Genomic DNA, 19,141 nt, shown 5'->3' with positions numbered 1-19,141 from the left:
CCTTTATTTAAACATTATTTTGACATTATTAATATTTTTTCCAAGGAGCTTTTTGTTCATTCCATAATTTTTCAAGTAATTCTTTATCTCTAAGAGTATCCATGCATTGCCAAAAACCATCATGACAGTACGCATTTAACTGTCCTTCTTGAGAAACCTTTTCTAGTGGTTCTTTTTCAAAAGTTGTGCTATCTCCATCAATATAATCAAATATTTTAGGTTCTAAAATCATATATCCTGCATTAATCCAACCACCATCTTCTTTTCTCTTTTCAGCAAAACGACTAATTGTATTATCATTTTCAATTTCTAAAGTTCCAAAACGCCCGCCTGGTTGAATTGCTGTCATAGTTGCAATTTTTTTATGCTGATTATGAAACTCTAATAGTTTATTGATATCTATATCACATACTCCATCACCATAAGTCATCATAAATGTTTCATTTCCAACATAATCTTTAATACGTTTTATTCTTCCTCCTGTCATGGTATTTAGACCCGTATCTACGACTGTTACTTTCCAAGGTTCAGAAACATTATTGTGTACAATAATTTCCCCATTATTTGAAAAATCAAATGTAACATCTGAACGATGAAGATAATATTCTGCAAAATATTGTTTAATTATATGTTGCTTATATCCTGCACAAATAATAAAATCATTATGACCATAATAAGAATATTCCTTCATAATATGCCATAAAATAGGCATATCCCCTATTTCTATCATAGGTTTTGGCTTTAAATGACTTTCTTCACTTATTCTAGTTCCAAATCCACCTGCTAATATTACTACTTTCATTTTAATACCCACTTCCCTTTTTCTATTTTAATATAATATCTACAATTTTTTTTATTATTTTGCGTCTTTTGCTGCCTTTTTTTAGTATTTTATCAATCAGCATACGTCTTTTGGTACCAAATGGGAAAAATCTATTCATTGATGTCTGATTATGTTTATAATTAGCATTATATTTCACCATTCTAGCTATAATTTTTTCATAGAAGGGTATATCCTTTACTAATCTCCAAAACATATAACTTTTATCAATTTCAGGATCTTCCCAAGGTTTTGGAGTCCCTGCAAAATGATATATTTTTGCATTATCATTTATATTGTTGTATATATTCTTTGATATTTCACTTGAGGCATCTATACACATAATAATATCCCTACTAAGTTTAACATAACAGTTCCATTCCATACTTAAATATAAAATATTTTGAGAAAATAATGAGTTTATAATGTCTTGTTCTTGAAATCTAAATTTATTACTCTCAGCAAAATTAATAATATATTCAATAGTAAAGCATTCTCTAATTTTCTCTAAATTTAATAATATTACACCTGTATTTATATAATTTTTAGCTTCTTTTAAGTTTAATATATCCTTAGAATACTTATACGCATCATATTCTATTTCCAAAATTCCTTCAAAAACAATATCTTTAACTCCAGCGACAAAATAATTGTTAATATCAGTATTATATAATAAAGATACATCTTCATTAATTACAACATCACAATCAATAACAAGTGTTTTGTCATAACCTTTCAAAATCCACGGTACTAATAAACGATAATACGCTTCCCTAGCATAGTTTCTAGAGGAAATATAAAGTTTTGTTTTTTTTAACAAACCTTCTGGATTGTAAAATCTTATTTTTACATTATTTATATTATAAAAAAAATCCAAGATAACATTTTGATATTCTAAAGATATTTCATTTTGTAGAACAACTATATCGTAATTTTTCTCACTATCATTGTTATCTATTATGGATTTTATTGTAGCAGTTAAATATGGCACATAATAATTGCTAGACATGAGCACTATGGACACACTTTTTTCTGCAAAAATAGGTTCTAATATATCATCTATTGTATTATCATATTCCATATTGCATCTCCTGAATTTATAAATATTTTATATCTTATATTTTGGTCTAAAAAACAAATACACCTTTTTTAAAATTTTCCATTTCAACGACCCCTTTGGCAATAACTTCTTAGCAAACTCTCTACGCATTGTGTCTTTAGGTAATATTTTATCAGCTAATTTACGTGCACCTGAACGGTTATCAATAATATAATTTGGTGTTACAAAATTATTTGTAGCTATAATTGATATTTTTTTATCTACCATTCTTGAAATTAATATTTCATACACTGGTGTACGTTTTGCTACACTCCAAAATTCTTCTGCAAATTCTATTTCAACATTATTCCATGGTTTCTCTGCTCCAGCATAATGTATACAAACAGGATATAAGCATTTATTATACTCATCTTCTGAGTCTAAAGGTGCAAAATTTATTGATTCTTTAATAAATTCACTAACACTAACATAATAATTCCATTTTAAATCAATAAATTTAATCTTATTTTCAAATAATACATTTAATATATCCTGCTCTTGTATTCTAAATTTATGTTCTGCAGCAAATTTTATAATTTCTTCTTGCGAATAACTTTTTCTTATTTTTTCTAAATTTAACAATAAAACACCAGTATTTATATAATCATATGGTTGAACCATCTTCATTTCATTTTTACAATATTCATATGTTCCTGGAACAATTCCATTAAGAATTCCTTGAAATACTATATCTTTAACACCAGCTGCAATATAATCTTCAATATTAATATCATATAACTTAGCAATATCATCTTTTAAAATGATATCACAGTCCATTACTATTGCTTTTGAATAATCATTTAAAATCCATGGCGTCAAAAGTCTATAATATGCTTCTTCTGCATATACTTCATGTGATATGTAAAAATTAACCCCTTCTATCATATGTTTTGGATTATAAAAACGTATATATACATTTTCCAAATCACTTACCATATTATACAGTAATTTTTTATAAGTTTCAGATATTTCCTTTTGTAGTATTATAATATCATAATATTTATTTTTATTAATATTTTCCAATAAAGATTTTAAAAATACACATAGATATGGAACATAATAATTACTTGACATTAATACTATAGGTATACATTTTTCATTTTTTAATCGTTCTAATTTTATTGATTTTTCAGTACTTTCAAAATACACTAATTGTAACTGTCGTACTTTATATTTATCCTTTAACAATTTATATATAAATATACCAAATAATATTTCACCTATAAATCCTAATGTTCTTTTCATATTTTTATTATAATATGTATCATCTATCATTTTTTCTAACTTAAATAATATACTAAACTGAAATTCACATAACTGATTAAATATTTCTTTTTTCATAACATAACAATTAAATCCATAATACTTACTTCCATTTAAGTATTCATTTGATATATCATAATATTCCGGATACAATTCTTTAATAATCTTCTGAAGCTTATCAATAGTATCATATTCAATTAAATAATTCGTATAGCCTAGCCAATGCTCCTTTATAGAATTTTTTATACCATGAGGTGTAGGTTTATTTTTGACATCAAATGGTTCAAGAACAATCGCATCATAATCCTCTATAATTTCCCTCATCTTATATTCGTTATCCAAAGAATATTTTTTATAATTTTTAGATAAATTACTATCAACTATATGGTTTTCTTGATTAGTGAAATAATGATTTGATGTGAATGATAAAAATCTTCTATAATGACATAAACCATAATAATCAGCATCACTATTTTTCCATGCCCAATATTGAACTGTCAATTCGCAAAACGATTTTCTCTTTTCTGAAATATTATCCCCTGTATCATCACCCAGCATTGTAATGTTTTCTCTTTCATCATATACAGCACCACAACGTACAGGTACAAATAATGGATTATCAATAGTCTCACTATCCAAATCAATCCTATGCGAAACAAATATTTTAACATTAGGCTTGTTTGAATTTTTTTCTACTCCTTGATTTTTCATTTTTTCCTCCTTAAATATAACATTCTTCCTAACATTCCCTTAATTTCACTTCCAGGTGGAAAGAAAGTATTTATTATTTTTTGTCTTTTTAGATTATGGTTAATATCATCATAGCAGGAGAAATGTACCCTTGCTAATTCTCCCAATAACAACTTGTTTTGTAACTTTAAATATGTAAAGTAAATACCAAATAATCGTTCTCCTAAATATCCGTTTGTTTTTGGTAAAACATCCACTGCTTGTTCATCAAAAGTAAACAATATATCAAAAAGCCATGAACAATATTCATCATAAATATGCTTTTTCATAAAAAACATATTCCCATAATATTCACTAAATCCATTTAAATACGTTTCAACTGCTTCATTAAAATATGGATATTTATCTAACAATATGTTAACTACCATATCTAAATCTTTTTTTCTATGCCCTTTTGAAACAGCATATCTCTTATACACTGAAATACCATTGTATTCAGGTATTGGAGCTATAACATCATATTGTTCTTTAAAATTTAAAATTTTTTCTAATGATATTTCCTCAATATTAGGTGAATTTCGTATAGTATAAGGACGTGGCTTTTTGTAAGTATTTATATCACAAACTTCTCTTGAAATATCAAGATATCTTCTAAACTGAAAAAAGCCTACATATTCAGGAATATTATGTTTCCATACATAATATTGTGTTCTCAATTCACAATAATTATTTTTATATGCAATATTGGTGCCATCTTCCAAATCTGTTGGAATCATTTCAACAAATGGTGAATTTATCTTGTTTATTGATTTATGATATGAAATAAATATTTTTACATTTTTGTCAAAATTATCATAGCTCATATTTGTCACAAACCTCTTCAGTATTTCCAATCATACAAATTTCTCCATGATCCAACCACACTACACGATTGCATATCTCACGAATTTGATCTAATGAATGTGATACAAATAGCACTGTCGTCCCACCAGACATTAGCTCCATCATTCTTTTATGACTTTTTTGTTGAAAAGCTTCATCTCCTACCGACAAAATTTCATCAACAATTAAAATCTCCGGATTAACAACCGTTGCTATAGAAAAAGCCAAACGCATCAACATTCCTGATGAATAATTTCTAATTGGTACATTAATAAATTCCCCTAGCTCTGAAAATTCGAGAATTTCTTCATATTTATTATTTAAAAACTCTTTACTATATCCTAAAATCGCTCCATTTAAATATATATTTTCTTTACCTGTTAAATCAAAATCAAAACCTGAGCCTAATTCTAGCATAGGAACTATATTCCCATTACAAATAACGCTACCTTTAGTTGGCTTCATTATTCCAGAAATAATTTTCAACAATGTACTTTTCCCTGACCCATTGCGCCCTATTATTCCAATAACTTCTCCTTTTTTTATATTTATTGAAATGTTGTTCAACGCCCAAAACTCTTTATATGCTAGTTTTCCTGATAATATAGATGTTACATATTCCTTTAATGATGATATTCTATCATTAGTAAGCTTAAACATCATAGAAACATCATTTATTTCAATTATTTTATTTTTCATTATTTGCCTCCTTACAAATTTAAAACAAACTTATCCTGAGATCTTTTAAATATCACAGCACCAACTATTAACATTCCAAATGAAAATAGAAAACATTGTATATAAAGAAATGGTTCAGGTGATATACCTTCTAAAATGCAAGTACGTACAAATTTAATCAAATAATATATCGGGTTATAATCTAGTACAAATTTAAATTGGTTAGGCAATATACTTTCAGGATAAAATATTGGTGTGGCATACATCCATAACATGCTTGCAATTCCCCACAAAAATTGAGTATCTCTAAAATATACCATTGATGCTGATAAAAGCATTCCTAATCCAAAGCAAAAAATCACCAGACACATTAAAGCAAAAGGTACTAAAAAGAATGATTTAGAAAATGGAACTCCACTTATAACCATTGCTCCAATCAGCGGTAATAATGAAATAACTAAATTCACTGTAGATGATAATATTTTTGACAAAGGGTATATATACTTTGGTATATATACTTTGGTAATCAAACCTGTGTTACTTATAATAGAAGCTAAAGATATTCCGCATGCCTCTGAAAAATAATTGAACATAACTATACCTATTAATAAATAAATATGATAATAGGGAATATCAGATTTAAATATAGTCGAAAATACAAAATATTGTACTGCCAACATAAAAAGAGGATTTAAAAAGCTCCAAAAAATGCCTAATATTGAACGCTTATATTTAGTCTTAAAATCTCTAGAAACTAATTGTTGTATTAAAAATTTATATTTATTCATAGCATCAAATAAATTTAATATATAGCTTCTTCTGTTAGTTTTTATTTTCATAGTAATTATCAAAATTATACACGCTAATACACATGCACCAGACATAACAATCTGTTTATAATACATACCTGTCCAGACATGATCTTTACCATATGAAGTAAAACATAAAGTTCCATTAACAGGTTGTTTATTAAAATATAATTGTGAATCAGATTTTTTTTCAACAGAGTTTATAAGTGGAGACACTGCATTACCATTAACACAATCTTTTGAATAAATACTTAATTTCAATTTATGACCATATGTACCCTCTATGTCTGTTCCAATTGGTAAATCTATTATTTCACCCTCGCTGATATTTCCTACATCTATAGATTTATCCAATAGAATAGCCCCTGTTTCTGCATCAACCAATTCAAAATTTACAGTACCAGTATTTTTTCGCATATACGTTCCCATCTGAACAGATACACCTTGTAAAATTTGAATTTTAGATACAAACTCTTGTTCCACACTATTATCTTTAATTAGTTCTACTGCTCCTGATGTAGCAGTTAGTAAGTGAATATTCCCTTTTGATTGTCTTAAATGTAATTCTTCACCTGCTAAATAATAAAATAATCCTGCAAGCAAAAAATAACAAACAAATGTTATTATAGTAATTTTCTTTATTAGTTTGAATTCTTGTACATTCTTTTTTATAGTTTTCATTTCATTACTCCATCATAAAATATAATAATTTATATTGGTTTTACGGCATAAATAACCTTTTTTAATTATATCATACCCATATTCATAAATAAACTTGTTTTAGCTTGATCAGACACTTATTGAAAATTTTCATAAAAAATGCTATTATACAACTAAAATAAAATCATCATTTTTCATATATAATGCAATTAAATCCTTTTAGGACAATATATTCTGGACAATTAAAGAAATTGCACTTTAATTTATAATTATAATATAAAGGATGAGTATAAATGATAAAAGAAAATCAAAATCTACTAAATAAATTCAATGCTATTTCAGATATTATAATTTTATTTATATCCATGACTTTTGCATATTTAATTCGTTTTTATATATTTTCAGCAGATACAGAATACATTAAATTAATTACATATATTCAATTTTCAGTTCTTATAATCCCTATAAATCTTATTGTCTTTAATTTTTTTAATTTATATCATTCATTTAGAACAACAACTTTTATGAAAGAATGTACTCAAATAATTAAATCAAATACAATCCTAACAGCTATTTTATTATCTTTGTTATTCATTTTTAGGTTAGTAGATATATCTAGGTGGGTTATTGTTATTTTTTATTTTGTAAATATTGCTTTAATTATATCTAAAAGATTTGCTTTAAGAAAAACTTTATCAAAATTCCGTTCCAAAGGTTTAAATCTAAAACATGTAATAATTGCTGGCGGTGGCGAAGTAGCAAATGAATATTTAGAAGTTATTAAAGCCAATAAGAGCTATGGTTATAATTATTCTGGATATGTTGCAAATAATTCAGATTTCAAAGGTGAAAAACTTGGAAATTACGATGATTTGTATGAGGTTTTAAATAAATATAAGCCTGACGAAGTTGTCTGTGCTCTTGATATATCTAATTCAAAATATCTAGAAAATGTAGTTTCAGATTGTGAAAAAAGCGGTACAAAAATTTCTATAATACCCTTTTGCTATAAGTATATTCCAAGCCAACCATATATTGATCAAATTGGGGACATACCTCTTATTAATATTAGAAGGATACCTTTAGATAATTTAGGCAATGCTTTTATAAAGAGGACAATAGATATACTTGGATCACTGGTTTTGATTATATTAACAAGTCCAATTATGCTTATTACTGCTCTAATCATTAAATGTACTTCAAAAGGTCCTGTTATCTTTAAACAAAACCGTGTAGGTTTAAATAAGAAGCTATTTACAATGTATAAATTTAGATCTATGAAAGTTAATTCTGAGGAACAAACTGGTTGGAGTACAAATTCTGACCCTAGAAAAACTAAATTCGGATCTTTTATTCGTAAATTCTCTATAGATGAATTACCTCAATTTTTTAATGTATTAAAAGGTGATATGAGTTTAGTAGGGCCTAGACCTGAGTTATCTCATTTTGTTGATGAATTTAAAAATGAAATTCCACTTTATATGGTAAAACATCAAGTAAAACCAGGAATAACTGGACTAGCTCAAATAAATGGATTTAGAGGAGATACTTCAATCAAAAAGAGAATTGAATATGATATACACTATATTGAAAATTGGGACATGCTATTAGATATATCAATTCTATTTAAAACAGCATTTAAAGGCTTCAAAAATAATGAAAAGCTAGTAATACAAAATAAATCAATAATAGAAAATGTTGAAAGTGTAAAATGTAATAAAATTAAAGATAACGGAGTACAATAATGAAAAAAATACTTTTTGTAGCATCAACTTTATCTCATATAGAAAATTTTCATATTCCTTATTTAAAAGAATTTAAAGAAAAGGGTTTTTCAGTTCACATTATTGGAAAAATAAATAATAAAACTGATATTCCATATGTTGATAAAATAATACCAATTAAATTTGAAAAAAATATGTTTTCAATTAAAAATTTTCATAATTCTATAAAAATAAGAAAACTTATTAAAAAGGAAAATTACAATATAATTTATTTGCATACTACTTTAGCTGCTTTTTTCACCAGATTGTCTATAATGATGTTATTTAAAAAGCCAGAGTTAACTATAAATACTGTACACGGGTATTTATTTGATGATAATACTAAGTTCATAAAAAAAAGTATTATGATTTTAGCTGAAAAATTTGTAAAGTGTGTTACTGATACTATCATTGTTATGAATTCAACAGATTACAATATAGCAAAAAAATATAATTTATTTAAAAATAATCTTCATTTAATTAATGGTATGGGCATTACTTTAGAGAATTTTCCATTAATAAATAAAGATAAAAAACTTTTACTAAGAAAAGAAAATAACTTTTCTGATAAAGACTTTATCTTAATATATGTAGCTGAATTTTCAAAACGTAAAAATCAGATTTTTTTCATCAATTCATTGAAGAAATTAATTGATGAAGGATTTTCTGATGTTAAATTATTGCTACTTGGTGATGGAAAAATGTTTGATTATATTAAAAGTTACTCAGATGAATTGGGAATTAGCGATAATATAATATTTACTGGATATACAAAAAAGACTTGCATGTACTATCAATTATCTGATGTATGTGTCTCTTCAAGTAGAATAGAGGGGCTTCCTTTTAATATAGTTGAGGCAATGTCTACTGGTTTACCTGTAGTTGCTTCAAATATCAAAGGACATAGTGACTTAGTTAAAAAAAATAAAAATGGATATTTATTTGAATATAATAATGCAGATGAATTTTGTAACTATATAAAAAAAATATATTGTAATAAAGAATTACAATATGAAATGAGAATTTGCAGTTCTGAAACTTCAAAAAAATATGCTCTACAAAGCGTTTTGGATCATACAGTTGATATAATCTCTGATGAGTATAGTAGTATAAATCACAATAACATAAATATATAAATTTAAAGCATGTTCTACACAACTAACTTAATTGTGCAGGACATGCTTATTTTTATTATCTTACTACATATTTTCTCATTTCTTGCACCACATATCTTTACAATGATATAATATAACTTAATCTAACAAAGATTTTTAAAATTAATTTATATTGTAAATCTATATTGATATATGTAATAGGTAAAGTGGCATTATAATTGGAGTTTGAGAATAGTTAAATTGCTCCATCCATTTTACTTATATATATATATCACCTTGTTAAAATATATGCTTTAATTAAAGGCTATGTTTTAAGTGGATGTTGATATTATAGTATAAGAGCGAACTGGCATTGGAATTTACTTTTTAGAACTCTTAATGAAGATTTGTACAATTAATTGCTTGTCCGCAATCTTTGATTGGGAGCATGCATTAATTGGACTAAGCTTTGTTTTAGAGTTCTTAAAGTAAATTCCTCTGTCCATGAGCTTTATACTATAATATCAACACTATTTTAAAACATAGCCTAATTAAAAAGATAATAAAAATAATATTTTAGGAGTGTTAAATATGTATCTTCTTGAAAGAATTGAAGACAATTTAAAGAAAAAGTCCATTGGATTTTTCTTACCTATTACATTTATATTAACTATAATACCTCTTATTGTGAGATTAAAGATGGTTGATCTTGATGATGCCGGTATAAATTTATATGCAGTTGAAAATCAAGCCGATTTCTTTTCACAAAATAAGTCTCTTTGGTTAGCTATTTTTTCTGTAATACTTTTTATATTTGCTTTATGTTTATTTAAAAAATTATTTGAAAAAAGAGATAAAACTACTACTGCAATTTTAATTTGTACTGGTGTGTTTTTAATTTGTACTTTCCTTTCAGCGATGTTTTCATCGTATAAACAAGTTTCTTTCTTTGGATTTTATGATAGAGCTGAAGGATTTATTACTATTGCATGTTACATGATTATTTTTGTTTATTCCATTTATGCATTTAAGAGTACACATTGTTATAAGTACATGATAATACCTATATTAATTGTAGTTTTAATTAATTCATTTTTAGGAATTTTTCAATACATAGGTCATGATTTAATTAATAGTAAATTAGGTATTGCATTAGTTGTTCCTAGTAAATACAACATTGGTGAAAAAGGCTTAGGCTTATTATATGAAAAAGGAAAACTTTATGGTACTTTTTATCATTACAATTATGTTGGTAGCTTTGTCGGCCTTGTATTACCAATATTATTTTCTTTAACTATATTTGAAAAGAAAGTAATTAATAAGATTGTCTTAGGAGTATTCTCATTACTTTCTGTATGGTTATTATTTGGTAGTACATCTCGTGCTGGTATAATTGGTATATCTGTAGCTATTGTATTAGGACTTATTATCTTTGGAAAAGTCATATTTAAAAGCTGGAAGCCTCTTGTGATAACTTTAGCTTGCATTGCTGTTTTAGCTGTTGGAGGTAACGTTGCTACTAAAGGTCAACTTTTTGAAAGAGTTCCTTCCCTAGTTTCTGATATATTTAGTGTTTTTGATAACACAAGTAATGTAGATTATAGGACAAATACTCCTATAAGTGATATAAAACATGTTGATAAAAGTGTAGAAATAACTGTCCCAAATGATGTTTTAAAAATATCTTATGAAGATGGAAATTATATATTTAAAAATTCTAATAATGAATCTATTAAATTTGATATTGTAGATGGAGTTTATAAAACTGCTAATGAAAACTTTAGTAATATTTCATTTAGATTTGGTAAATCAAGTAAATCTTCTAGTAAAGCAGATTTATTCATGTTACAAGTTAATGATAATCCAACATTTATGTTTAAATTAAAAGAAGACAACAGCATTCATCTAAGAGATTCAAACGGAATGAGATTTATAGATGTAGACTATCCTAATACTTTTGGATTTAAAGGAAAAGAAAAATTAGGTTCTGCAAGAGGATATATCTGGTCAAGGTCAATTCCTTTAGTTAAAGAAACTTTATTATTAGGTACTGGACCAGACACATTTGCTTATGTATTCCCACAAAATGATTTAATGGGTAAATACTACGCTTATGGTACTCCTAATATGATTGTAGATAAGCCACATAATTTATATTTACAAATTGCAATAAACAACGGTTTAATAGCTTTAATTGCATTCTTAGGTATAATGATAATCTATGTTGTAGATAGTATTAAATTATATGCATTAAAGAAAGAATACAGTGAATCTCAAATACTAGGTGGAGTAACTTGCCTTGGAATTGTAGGATACCTTTTTGCAGGGATGTTTAATGATTCAGTAGTCAGTGTAGCACCTATGTTTTGGATAATACTAGGAGTTGGGGTTTCATTAAATTACTTAAACAAAAAAGAAAACTAAATAGATTTATATAATTTTGAAATATACTTAAAACAAAAAATCCAGAGTTATTATTTGCCCTATCTACTTGACAGGTGGCAATTCAATTCTCTGGATTTTTACTCTTCACTTTTAAACATTACTTTACCTATATTAATTTATTTATATAATAAACATATTCTTTAAAGTCTTCTAAATGATTTTCTATTATAGCTTGAACAATTTTCATTCTCACAGCTTTATAATCATGTACAGCTATGTTTCTAAATCCCACCATTGATTTCATCTTTTTAGTTAATTCATCATCTAACATTTTGTTTGCATTAAGTACCTCAAAAGCATCTCTACTATTTTGTGGAATACCTAAATGTTTTTCAGATACAATGTGCATTGCTAAATCAATTGTAGCTTCACAAGCTCTTTGTATATTTAAAATTATGGAGTCTTGTTTAGTATAATCATCTAAATTACTAGGATCATTATCATAGACTTCATGTATTCTATTTAATGCTCTATCAATTTTTTCACTTCTATTTAAAATAATACAATTTATCAAATTTAATTCTCCTTTTCTTTAATATTATTTATCAAATATTACTTATCATATCCATATCATGATTATATATGATAATTCCTTTGGTTGAAAGCTTATGAGATAGAACAAGCTGGTGACAGTCACCAGCTTGGACAAAAAAGGTACTCCCACATGGGGAGTACCTAATATATAAAATTTAAATATGATAAAAAGCTTAATTTAAATTATCTGATCCAAGCTCCGTTAGCTCCTAAAACATAACCATTAACAGTTGTGTTTGAAAGCATTTTTCCTGAACCATCTAAGTAGTACCAAGTACCATTGTCATTTAACCATCCAGTTTGCATAGCACCTGAAGCGTTAGTGTAGTACCAAGTTCCGTTGTCATTAATCCAACCAGTTTTCATTGCTCCTGATCCTTGCATAAAGTACCAAGTACCATTAACGTTTTGCCATCCAGTTAACATAGCTCCTGAAGCATTAGTGTAGTACCAAGTTCCGTTATCGTTGATCCAACCAGTTTGCATGATTCCAGCTGCATTTGAGAAGTACCAAGCTCCGTTGTTGTTTAACCAACCAGTTGCTTTAGTTCCATCTTCTTTAACGAATGTCCAAGTTCCATCTGAGTTTTTAACCCATCCAGTTGTTACTTCTGGCTTTTCAGGTTCTACTGAATCGTCTTTAGCTCCAATTACTGAGTAAACTTCATCTTTTTCATTCCAAACAACCATGTTGTCTTTGTTATAAACTGATAATTCATCCATTGATCCGTCTACTTTGTAAACTTTGTTCCAATCTTCATCATTATCGAATTTGTAAACAAATCCACCTTCTATCATCCAAAGATTTCCGTCTACATCTTTATCAAAAGCTACAACATTTTCTTCTTGATCAGCTTTTGTTATATCTGTGTAGTAGAATCCTTTGCTTGTTTTTAATTCAACAGTTTTAACGTCTACTGTTTCAGCATCTTTATCAAAGTTGTAAGCAACAACTTTTCCGTCAACAACTGAGAAAGTTGTTTCAGCTAATGCTTCTTTAACTCCCTTATCATTAGAAAGTACGTAGTTAGCTACAGTTTTAGCATATTTAGCTCCATCGATATCTCCTGAAGCTTGAGCTTTAGATATCTTTTGAATTACTTCAAATTTAACATCTGCTACTCCATTAGCATCTGTTATAGCAGTTCCATCAGCTCTTGTGAATGCAGTTACAGCATTAGTAGCATCAGTAGAACTTGTAGCTTTATATATGCTCATTCCATTAACTTCTGTTATTAAATTAGTCTTAGCTTTAAGAGTAATAGTTGCAACTCTATAAATGTTATTAGAATCTTGTCCTATTATCTTTTCAGCTGTAACGCTTGCACTTAAGTCATCTTTACTTACTGAAGCATCTTCATTTGCTTTACCAAAATCATATTCTTTGTCTGTATTTTCAACATTAACTGAAGAACCAGTAGTTGGTGTTACTCTGATTTTTCCTAAGTTGTAATCAGCATCAATGTAGTTACCTTTTGCATCAGTATATACATTTAACGCACCATTTGCAGCTCCGTTTGTAGTTCCATCAGCAGTGTAAGTAGTTTGGTACCAAACTTCTCCGAATTTGTTTCCAGCTATTGATGATAAAGTTACAGTTGCATCATGATTGCTGTATCTGTCATCTGCTTTATCTTTTACTTTCTTTCTTAATGCAATTTCTGCATCGTCTTTATTTTCTTCTTTGATGTCATCATCAGTTACTTTTCCGTTTTCTAAATCAACGAAATAATTTCCATCAACAACAGTGTACTTTTCTCCATAAGTTTCTACATCTGAATTTGAATCAACATCTTCTAATTCAGTGTATTTTCCAGCTGATAAATAGTAAGCAGCTTCATCTTTATCTTCTAATTCTCCATCAATGTAGAAGTTTCCGTCCTTGTATGCTACCGCATTATATACAGTACCATCTTTAGATTCTATTCTCTTATAATCAGCAGCATTAACTCCAGTAGCTGGAACTAATGATACTACAGCTGCAGCAGCTACTAATAAAGCTGTTGCTTTGTTTGCTCTATTAAACATATTTTTTCCTCCTAGTTTTCCACTTAAATTTCTTTTTCTTTAGTTTTTCTAAAATTTCTTCTTTAGTTTTTGTGGAATATTATTCACTTTTTTCTTTTCGTAATATAATACCTCCACTTTTTTATATTTCGGTACTTTTTTTGTAGTTCTTTATACTTTTTTGTAATATTTCTAAGATTTTTTTAATTTTTTTATATTTTTTTCTCATAAAATTTAGATATATTAAAAATACTTTCATAAATTGTAATAAAAATACTTGGTATTTATATTGAAAAATACCAAGTAAATAGAAGTAATTTAATTTTATTCAATTTTTGTATATAAATTTATATTTAATATAATTAAAGGCTATCTCATAGATATAAATATCTAATTTGAGATAGCCTGTATATTGATTATATTAATTTATATTGATATTTAATTACGAGGGAAAGTTGTAATTTAACACAATACCAATTTTATTTTAAGCGTAGATTTTAATCATTTTAGTATTCCTAAGTTCAATTACTCAGTTCAATTTATTTATGCATATATCATACATTGCTAAGATATATGATTTATACCTATTATCTAATCCAAGATCCATTTGCTCCTAATGTATATCCATTTACACTTGTATTAGAAAGCATTCTACCTGAACCATCTAAATAGTACCATGTTCCTTTATCATTAAGCCAACCAGTTTTCATTGAACCATTACCGTTTAAATAGTACCAAGTTCCTCTATCGTTTATCCATCCTGTCTTCATAGCTCCTGATGGTTCCATAAAGTACCAAGTTCCATTTACATATTGCCATCCTGTTAACATGTTTCCATTATCATTTAGATAGTACCAAGTTCCTCTATCATTTAACCAGCCTGAATGAGCCATTGATCCATCTGCATTTAAATAGTACCAATTTCCAAAAGGATTTACCCATCTGTTTGATTGCATTATTCCATATTCATCAAGATAATAATAAGTTCCATTTACATTAACCCATTGATACTTAACTTGATTTCCTTCATTATCAAAGAATATCCAGTTTCCGTAATTATCTTTGTCCCAACCTTTTTTAACTTCATTATTATCATCGCCATCATTTCCTGATGATTTTTTCTCACCTATGATTGAATATACTTCATAATCTTCATTCCAAGCAACCATATTGTCTTTATCATAAACTGATAATTTTTCCATAGAACCGTCTACTTTATAAACCTTGTCCCAATCTTCATCATTATCAAATTTATAGATAAATCCTCCATCTAAAGCCCATATGTTACCATTAACATCTATATCATATGCTTCTTCATTATCTAAATCTTGATCTTCTTCTTTAGACATATCAGTATAGTAATGTCCAGATCTTGATTTTAATTCGATAGTTTTAGCATTTATATTATCTCCATCTATTTTGTATTCAACAAGTTTTCCACCTACTGCTGTGAATTTTCCACCTAATAAATCTTCTTTATCACCATCTTTATCAGATATAACATAGGTAGTTACATTCTTTGAATAGTGAGCTCCATCTATATCCTTAGAAGCTTGAGATTTAGATATTTTTTGTATTGTTTCAAAACTTACTGATCCATTTGCACCTCTTTTAAATACATCACTATGATCATTTATTTTGATTCCATTTATTTGTTCTATTAAAATATCAGAAGTGCCATCACCCTTTGCTCCATTTGCTGCTTTTTCAATTAAAGTTGCATCTGCTATTGCTTCTACCTTTGCTGCTTTTGCTGCTTCTATTGCTTTTGCATTTTTTGTAGCTTCATCTCCTGTTGCTTCTCCAAATGCTTTTTCTGCTGCATTAATTATTGCATCTTGAACTGCTTTTATAATTCCTGTTGCTGATGGTGTTTTAGCATTCTTTATTCCATCAAGTGTTGTTACTGAATCTACTGTTAATTTATCAGCTTCTCCTTTTACAAGACTTACTGCTGAAGCTGTTGTTTTAACAGTTTCAATAGTTGCCCCTTCTAGACCAGCTGCTTTTTCAACTTCATCTTTTATAGCTTTTTTAACGCTACCATTTACATCAACACCGTCAATACTGTTTATTGCTGCTTTTACATCAGCTATTGTTGCAGTATCTGTAGTACCTTCAGTAACAAATGAAGAATTAATATTAATTGTTACAGTAGCTCTTCTATATATATTATTAGAATCTTGTGCTATAACATCTTGATTTGACACTTCAGCTTTTAATGCCCTTTTGGCTCCAGCAACTTCAAATTCTTTATCAGTGTTATCTATACTAACACTCTTGCCATTAGCTGTTACTCTAACTTTTCCTAGATTATAATCAGCATCAATATAATTTCCCTTAATATCTGTATATACTGTTAATTCTTTTGCTGTATTTCCATCTCCACCATTAGTCTTTTTATCATCTGCAGTGTAATGAGTTTCAAACCATGCGTCTCCATATTTTGAACCATTAAGTTCTTTTAAATCATTCTTTGACTCATCATGATCTGAATATCTATCATCTGCTTTATTCTTTATTTTCTTTTTTAACGCAATTGATGCATCATCTTCCCCTTCATCTCTTAAATCATCATCATATACTTTACCATTTGTTAAATCAACAAAGTAATCTCCATTATCAAGATCAAGATATTTTTCATTAAATACTCCGTTAAATTCAGAACCAGTATCTACCTCATCTAATTCTGTGTATTTACCATTACTTAAAAAATAGATTGCTTCAGTATCTCCATTTTTCACATCACCATCTATAACAAAGTTTCCATCTTTATATGCTTGAGCACTATAAACTGTACCATCCTTTGACTCTATTCTTTTATAATCTGCAGCATGTACACCTGTTGACGGAACTAATGAAGTCACCGCCGCCGCTACTAGTAATAATGATGTTATTTTGTTCGCTCTTTTTATCATATATATTCTTTCCCCTTTCGATGTGCGTGTTTACAACTTAAAATTTAAATATTATTCTTGTACGATTTACATTTAAATTTATCTTTTTATTAATCTCTTTTTATTAATTCTTCTTATATATATCTTCTTATCAAATTCTTTTTATTAATTTTTCTTCTTATCAAAATTCCTATTATTCTTTATCTTTGTGTATTATCTTAAAGCCTTAAATTTTTATTTTTTTATATTAAAGCTTAATTCTTTATATTCTGTTATTTCTTATTATATTTGCTTTATAGTACTTTTATTTTTTAACTCTATTTTAATTAAATATTGATATCTTAGTATAATAAGCGTAGTGGCAATCTCTTATTTACCTTTTAGAGTCCTATCTACTAGTTTTACACTGTAATATCTAAAATTTTTTAAAATAGCACTTTTATAAAGTTTAATTATAATGGCTTTTTCTTTAATTATTGTAGGATATAGCTTAATTTACCATCATGTTAACTATTATAAGCAAATTTTTCTTTTTGGTACCTAAAAATTACTTTTGATTTTTTTGTCGACAACTCTAAATAGAATTACTAATTACTTAATAACTCTAAGCAGATTTATTAATCAGTCAATAACCCTAAAAGGATTATAATTTAAATGACTTTAAGATAAGATTTAAGATAAGAAAAATAAATAAATTGTTTTTATTTACACTACACATTACAAATTTGATTTTATATTTTGGGACCTATTTCTATATTTTTTCTTCTATTAAGGTTTTCTTAAGAAAAAACTCAAGAAACATTAATATTTTCTATTGATTTTTATTACTGAATCAATTTCATATTAAAACAAGCTAAAATGAGACTATACTTATTTTAGAATTCCTAAGTTTAATTACTCAGTCCATTTTACTTATGCATATATAAATATATGCGATATTTTAATTTTTACAAATTTAACCTAGTATTAAATTTGAGTTTATTCAAATAATATTACTGTAAATATTAATACCTCCAAATAAACATTATTTTTAACTTATTTTAATTTCTTTAATATATTATTTTAATATATTACTTTTTTTAAAATATTAAGGAAGTGATATTCTATGAATAATGAAAAATCGCCTTATCTACCTAAGGTAAGAACAGATTATTATCCAACACAAAGCAAAATAGAAAGTGTTTCTGAAGACGGATCAGTTGCCATTAGTTTACCTAATCCAGCCGTGGATGATATTGTTGTAAATAACATCGCTTCCATGGAATTTGATTATACTCAAGATATGACGTCTAGTGAAAATTCCGACTTAAATAGCACTGATCCTGAAAAAAATTATTTTAAACATTGTAACAAATAATTTTAAACTCCCGAGAAAAGAAAACAGAGTACTTAATGACATACATCATTAAGTACTCTGTTTTTTCATGTTCAATTTAAAATTCACTATTTATACTTTGTATATGTTGATATATTTTTTTAAAAAAGTGGCATTGTAATTGG

General features: G+C 27.0%; 13 protein-coding genes. 4 read left to right on the top strand and 9 right to left on the bottom strand.

The features are described 5' to 3' along the window. Positions 1–28: 28 nt before the first annotated feature. The 6 genes from rfbF to NG918_RS01150 are packed head-to-tail and all read right to left on the bottom strand — an operon-like array spanning position 29 to position 6,922. Positions 29–802 carry a glucose-1-phosphate cytidylyltransferase gene (rfbF, locus tag NG918_RS01175; RefSeq protein WP_252224095.1) on the bottom strand — a complete coding sequence of 258 codons (774 nt, stop codon included), beginning with the start codon at positions 800–802 and terminating at the stop codon, positions 29–31. A 22-nt stretch (positions 803–824) separates the two neighbouring features. Further along, positions 825–1,901, bottom strand: coding sequence for a glycosyltransferase family 8 protein (locus NG918_RS01170; protein ID WP_252224093.1), 1,077 nt, complete (start codon positions 1,899–1,901; stop codon positions 825–827). Between the two features lie 27 nt (positions 1,902–1,928). Next, positions 1,929–3,893, bottom strand: a complete 1,965-nt coding sequence (locus tag NG918_RS01165) for a DUF4422 domain-containing protein (RefSeq protein ID WP_252224091.1) — start codon at positions 3,891–3,893, stop codon at positions 1,929–1,931. Beyond that, complete coding sequence (locus NG918_RS01160) at positions 3,890–4,735, bottom strand: DUF4422 domain-containing protein (protein WP_252224089.1); 846 nt, start codon at positions 4,733–4,735, stop codon at positions 3,890–3,892. The genes NG918_RS01165 and NG918_RS01160 overlap by 4 nt, the downstream gene beginning before the upstream one ends. Next, positions 4,725–5,453, bottom strand: coding sequence for an ABC transporter ATP-binding protein (locus NG918_RS01155; protein ID WP_252224087.1), 729 nt, complete (start codon positions 5,451–5,453; stop codon positions 4,725–4,727). Before NG918_RS01155 ends, NG918_RS01160 begins: the two co-directional genes overlap by 11 nt. Positions 5,454–5,464: 11 nt before the next feature. Next, the gene (locus tag NG918_RS01150) at positions 5,465–6,922 is read right to left on the bottom strand and encodes an ABC transporter permease (RefSeq protein WP_252224085.1); all 1,458 of its coding nucleotides are present in this window, start codon (positions 6,920–6,922) and stop codon (positions 5,465–5,467) included. Between the two features lie 272 nt (positions 6,923–7,194). Between NG918_RS01150 and NG918_RS01145 the strand changes: the two genes are divergently transcribed. The 3 genes from NG918_RS01145 (at position 7,195) to NG918_RS01135 (ending at position 12,182) form a co-directional block, all read left to right on the top strand. Beyond that, positions 7,195–8,646, top strand: coding sequence for an undecaprenyl-phosphate glucose phosphotransferase (locus NG918_RS01145; protein WP_252224083.1), 1,452 nt, complete (start codon positions 7,195–7,197; stop codon positions 8,644–8,646). Further along, positions 8,646–9,800, top strand: a complete 1,155-nt coding sequence (locus NG918_RS01140) for a glycosyltransferase (protein WP_252224081.1) — start codon at positions 8,646–8,648, stop codon at positions 9,798–9,800. Before NG918_RS01145 ends, NG918_RS01140 begins: the two co-directional genes overlap by 1 nt. A gap of 549 nt (positions 9,801–10,349) precedes the next feature. Continuing rightward, positions 10,350–12,182, top strand: a complete 1,833-nt coding sequence (locus NG918_RS01135) for an O-antigen ligase family protein (protein ID WP_252224079.1) — start codon at positions 10,350–10,352, stop codon at positions 12,180–12,182. A 127-nt stretch (positions 12,183–12,309) separates the two neighbouring features. On the opposite strand, the gene hepT is transcribed toward NG918_RS01135, so the two are convergent. From hepT to NG918_RS01120, 3 genes are all read right to left on the bottom strand, one after another. Next, entirely contained in the window at positions 12,310–12,717 is a 408-nt protein-coding gene (hepT, locus tag NG918_RS01130; RefSeq protein WP_252224077.1) for a type VII toxin-antitoxin system HepT family RNase toxin, read from the bottom strand. A 203-nt stretch (positions 12,718–12,920) separates the two neighbouring features. Next, positions 12,921–14,765, bottom strand: a complete 1,845-nt coding sequence (locus NG918_RS01125; protein WP_252224075.1) for a PspC-like choline-binding domain-containing protein — start codon at positions 14,763–14,765, stop codon at positions 12,921–12,923. Positions 14,766–15,331: 566 nt separating this feature from the next. Continuing rightward, a complete protein-coding gene (locus tag NG918_RS01120; protein ID WP_252224073.1) occupies positions 15,332–17,662 on the bottom strand; it encodes a cell wall-binding repeat-containing protein in 2,331 nt (776 codons plus the stop codon). A 1,084-nt stretch (positions 17,663–18,746) separates the two neighbouring features. Between NG918_RS01120 and NG918_RS01115 the strand changes: the two genes are divergently transcribed. Next, positions 18,747–18,998: a hypothetical protein gene (locus NG918_RS01115; protein WP_252211711.1), complete on the top strand. Its 252-nt coding sequence runs from the start codon at positions 18,747–18,749 to the stop codon at positions 18,996–18,998. The last annotated feature ends 143 nt before the right edge of the window (positions 18,999–19,141 follow it).

It is taken from the genome of Clostridium sp. ZBS2, from assembly GCF_023845855.1.
GTDB lineage: Bacteria > Bacillota > Clostridia > Clostridiales > Clostridiaceae > Clostridium > Clostridium aquiflavi.
The sequence above is the reverse complement of the archived record's forward strand: the minus strand, read 5'-3'. Positions and strand labels throughout refer to the sequence as shown.

Bases quoted from the DNA above. Each gene is read 5' to 3' on its own strand.
- rfbF (WP_252224095.1), bottom strand. From the start codon at position 802: ATGAAAGTAGTAATATTAGCAGGTGGATTTGGAACTAGAATAAGTGAA.
- NG918_RS01170 (WP_252224093.1), bottom strand. From the start codon at position 1,901: ATGGAATATGATAATACAATAGATGATATATTAGAACCTATTTTTGCA.
- NG918_RS01165 (WP_252224091.1), bottom strand. From the start codon at position 3,893: ATGAAAAATCAAGGAGTAGAAAAAAATTCAAACAAGCCTAATGTTAAA.
- NG918_RS01160 (WP_252224089.1), bottom strand. From the start codon at position 4,735: ATGAGCTATGATAATTTTGACAAAAATGTAAAAATATTTATTTCATAT.
- NG918_RS01155 (WP_252224087.1), bottom strand. From the start codon at position 5,453: ATGAAAAATAAAATAATTGAAATAAATGATGTTTCTATGATGTTTAAG.
- NG918_RS01150 (WP_252224085.1), bottom strand. From the start codon at position 6,922: ATGAAAACTATAAAAAAGAATGTACAAGAATTCAAACTAATAAAGAAA.
- NG918_RS01145 (WP_252224083.1), top strand. From the start codon at position 7,195: ATGATAAAAGAAAATCAAAATCTACTAAATAAATTCAATGCTATTTCA.
- NG918_RS01140 (WP_252224081.1), top strand. From the start codon at position 8,646: ATGAAAAAAATACTTTTTGTAGCATCAACTTTATCTCATATAGAAAAT.
- NG918_RS01135 (WP_252224079.1), top strand. From the start codon at position 10,350: ATGTATCTTCTTGAAAGAATTGAAGACAATTTAAAGAAAAAGTCCATT.
- NG918_RS01125 (WP_252224075.1), bottom strand. From the start codon at position 14,765: ATGTTTAATAGAGCAAACAAAGCAACAGCTTTATTAGTAGCTGCTGCA.
- NG918_RS01120 (WP_252224073.1), bottom strand. From the start codon at position 17,662: ATGATAAAAAGAGCGAACAAAATAACATCATTATTACTAGTAGCGGCG.
- NG918_RS01115 (WP_252211711.1), top strand. From the start codon at position 18,747: ATGAATAATGAAAAATCGCCTTATCTACCTAAGGTAAGAACAGATTAT.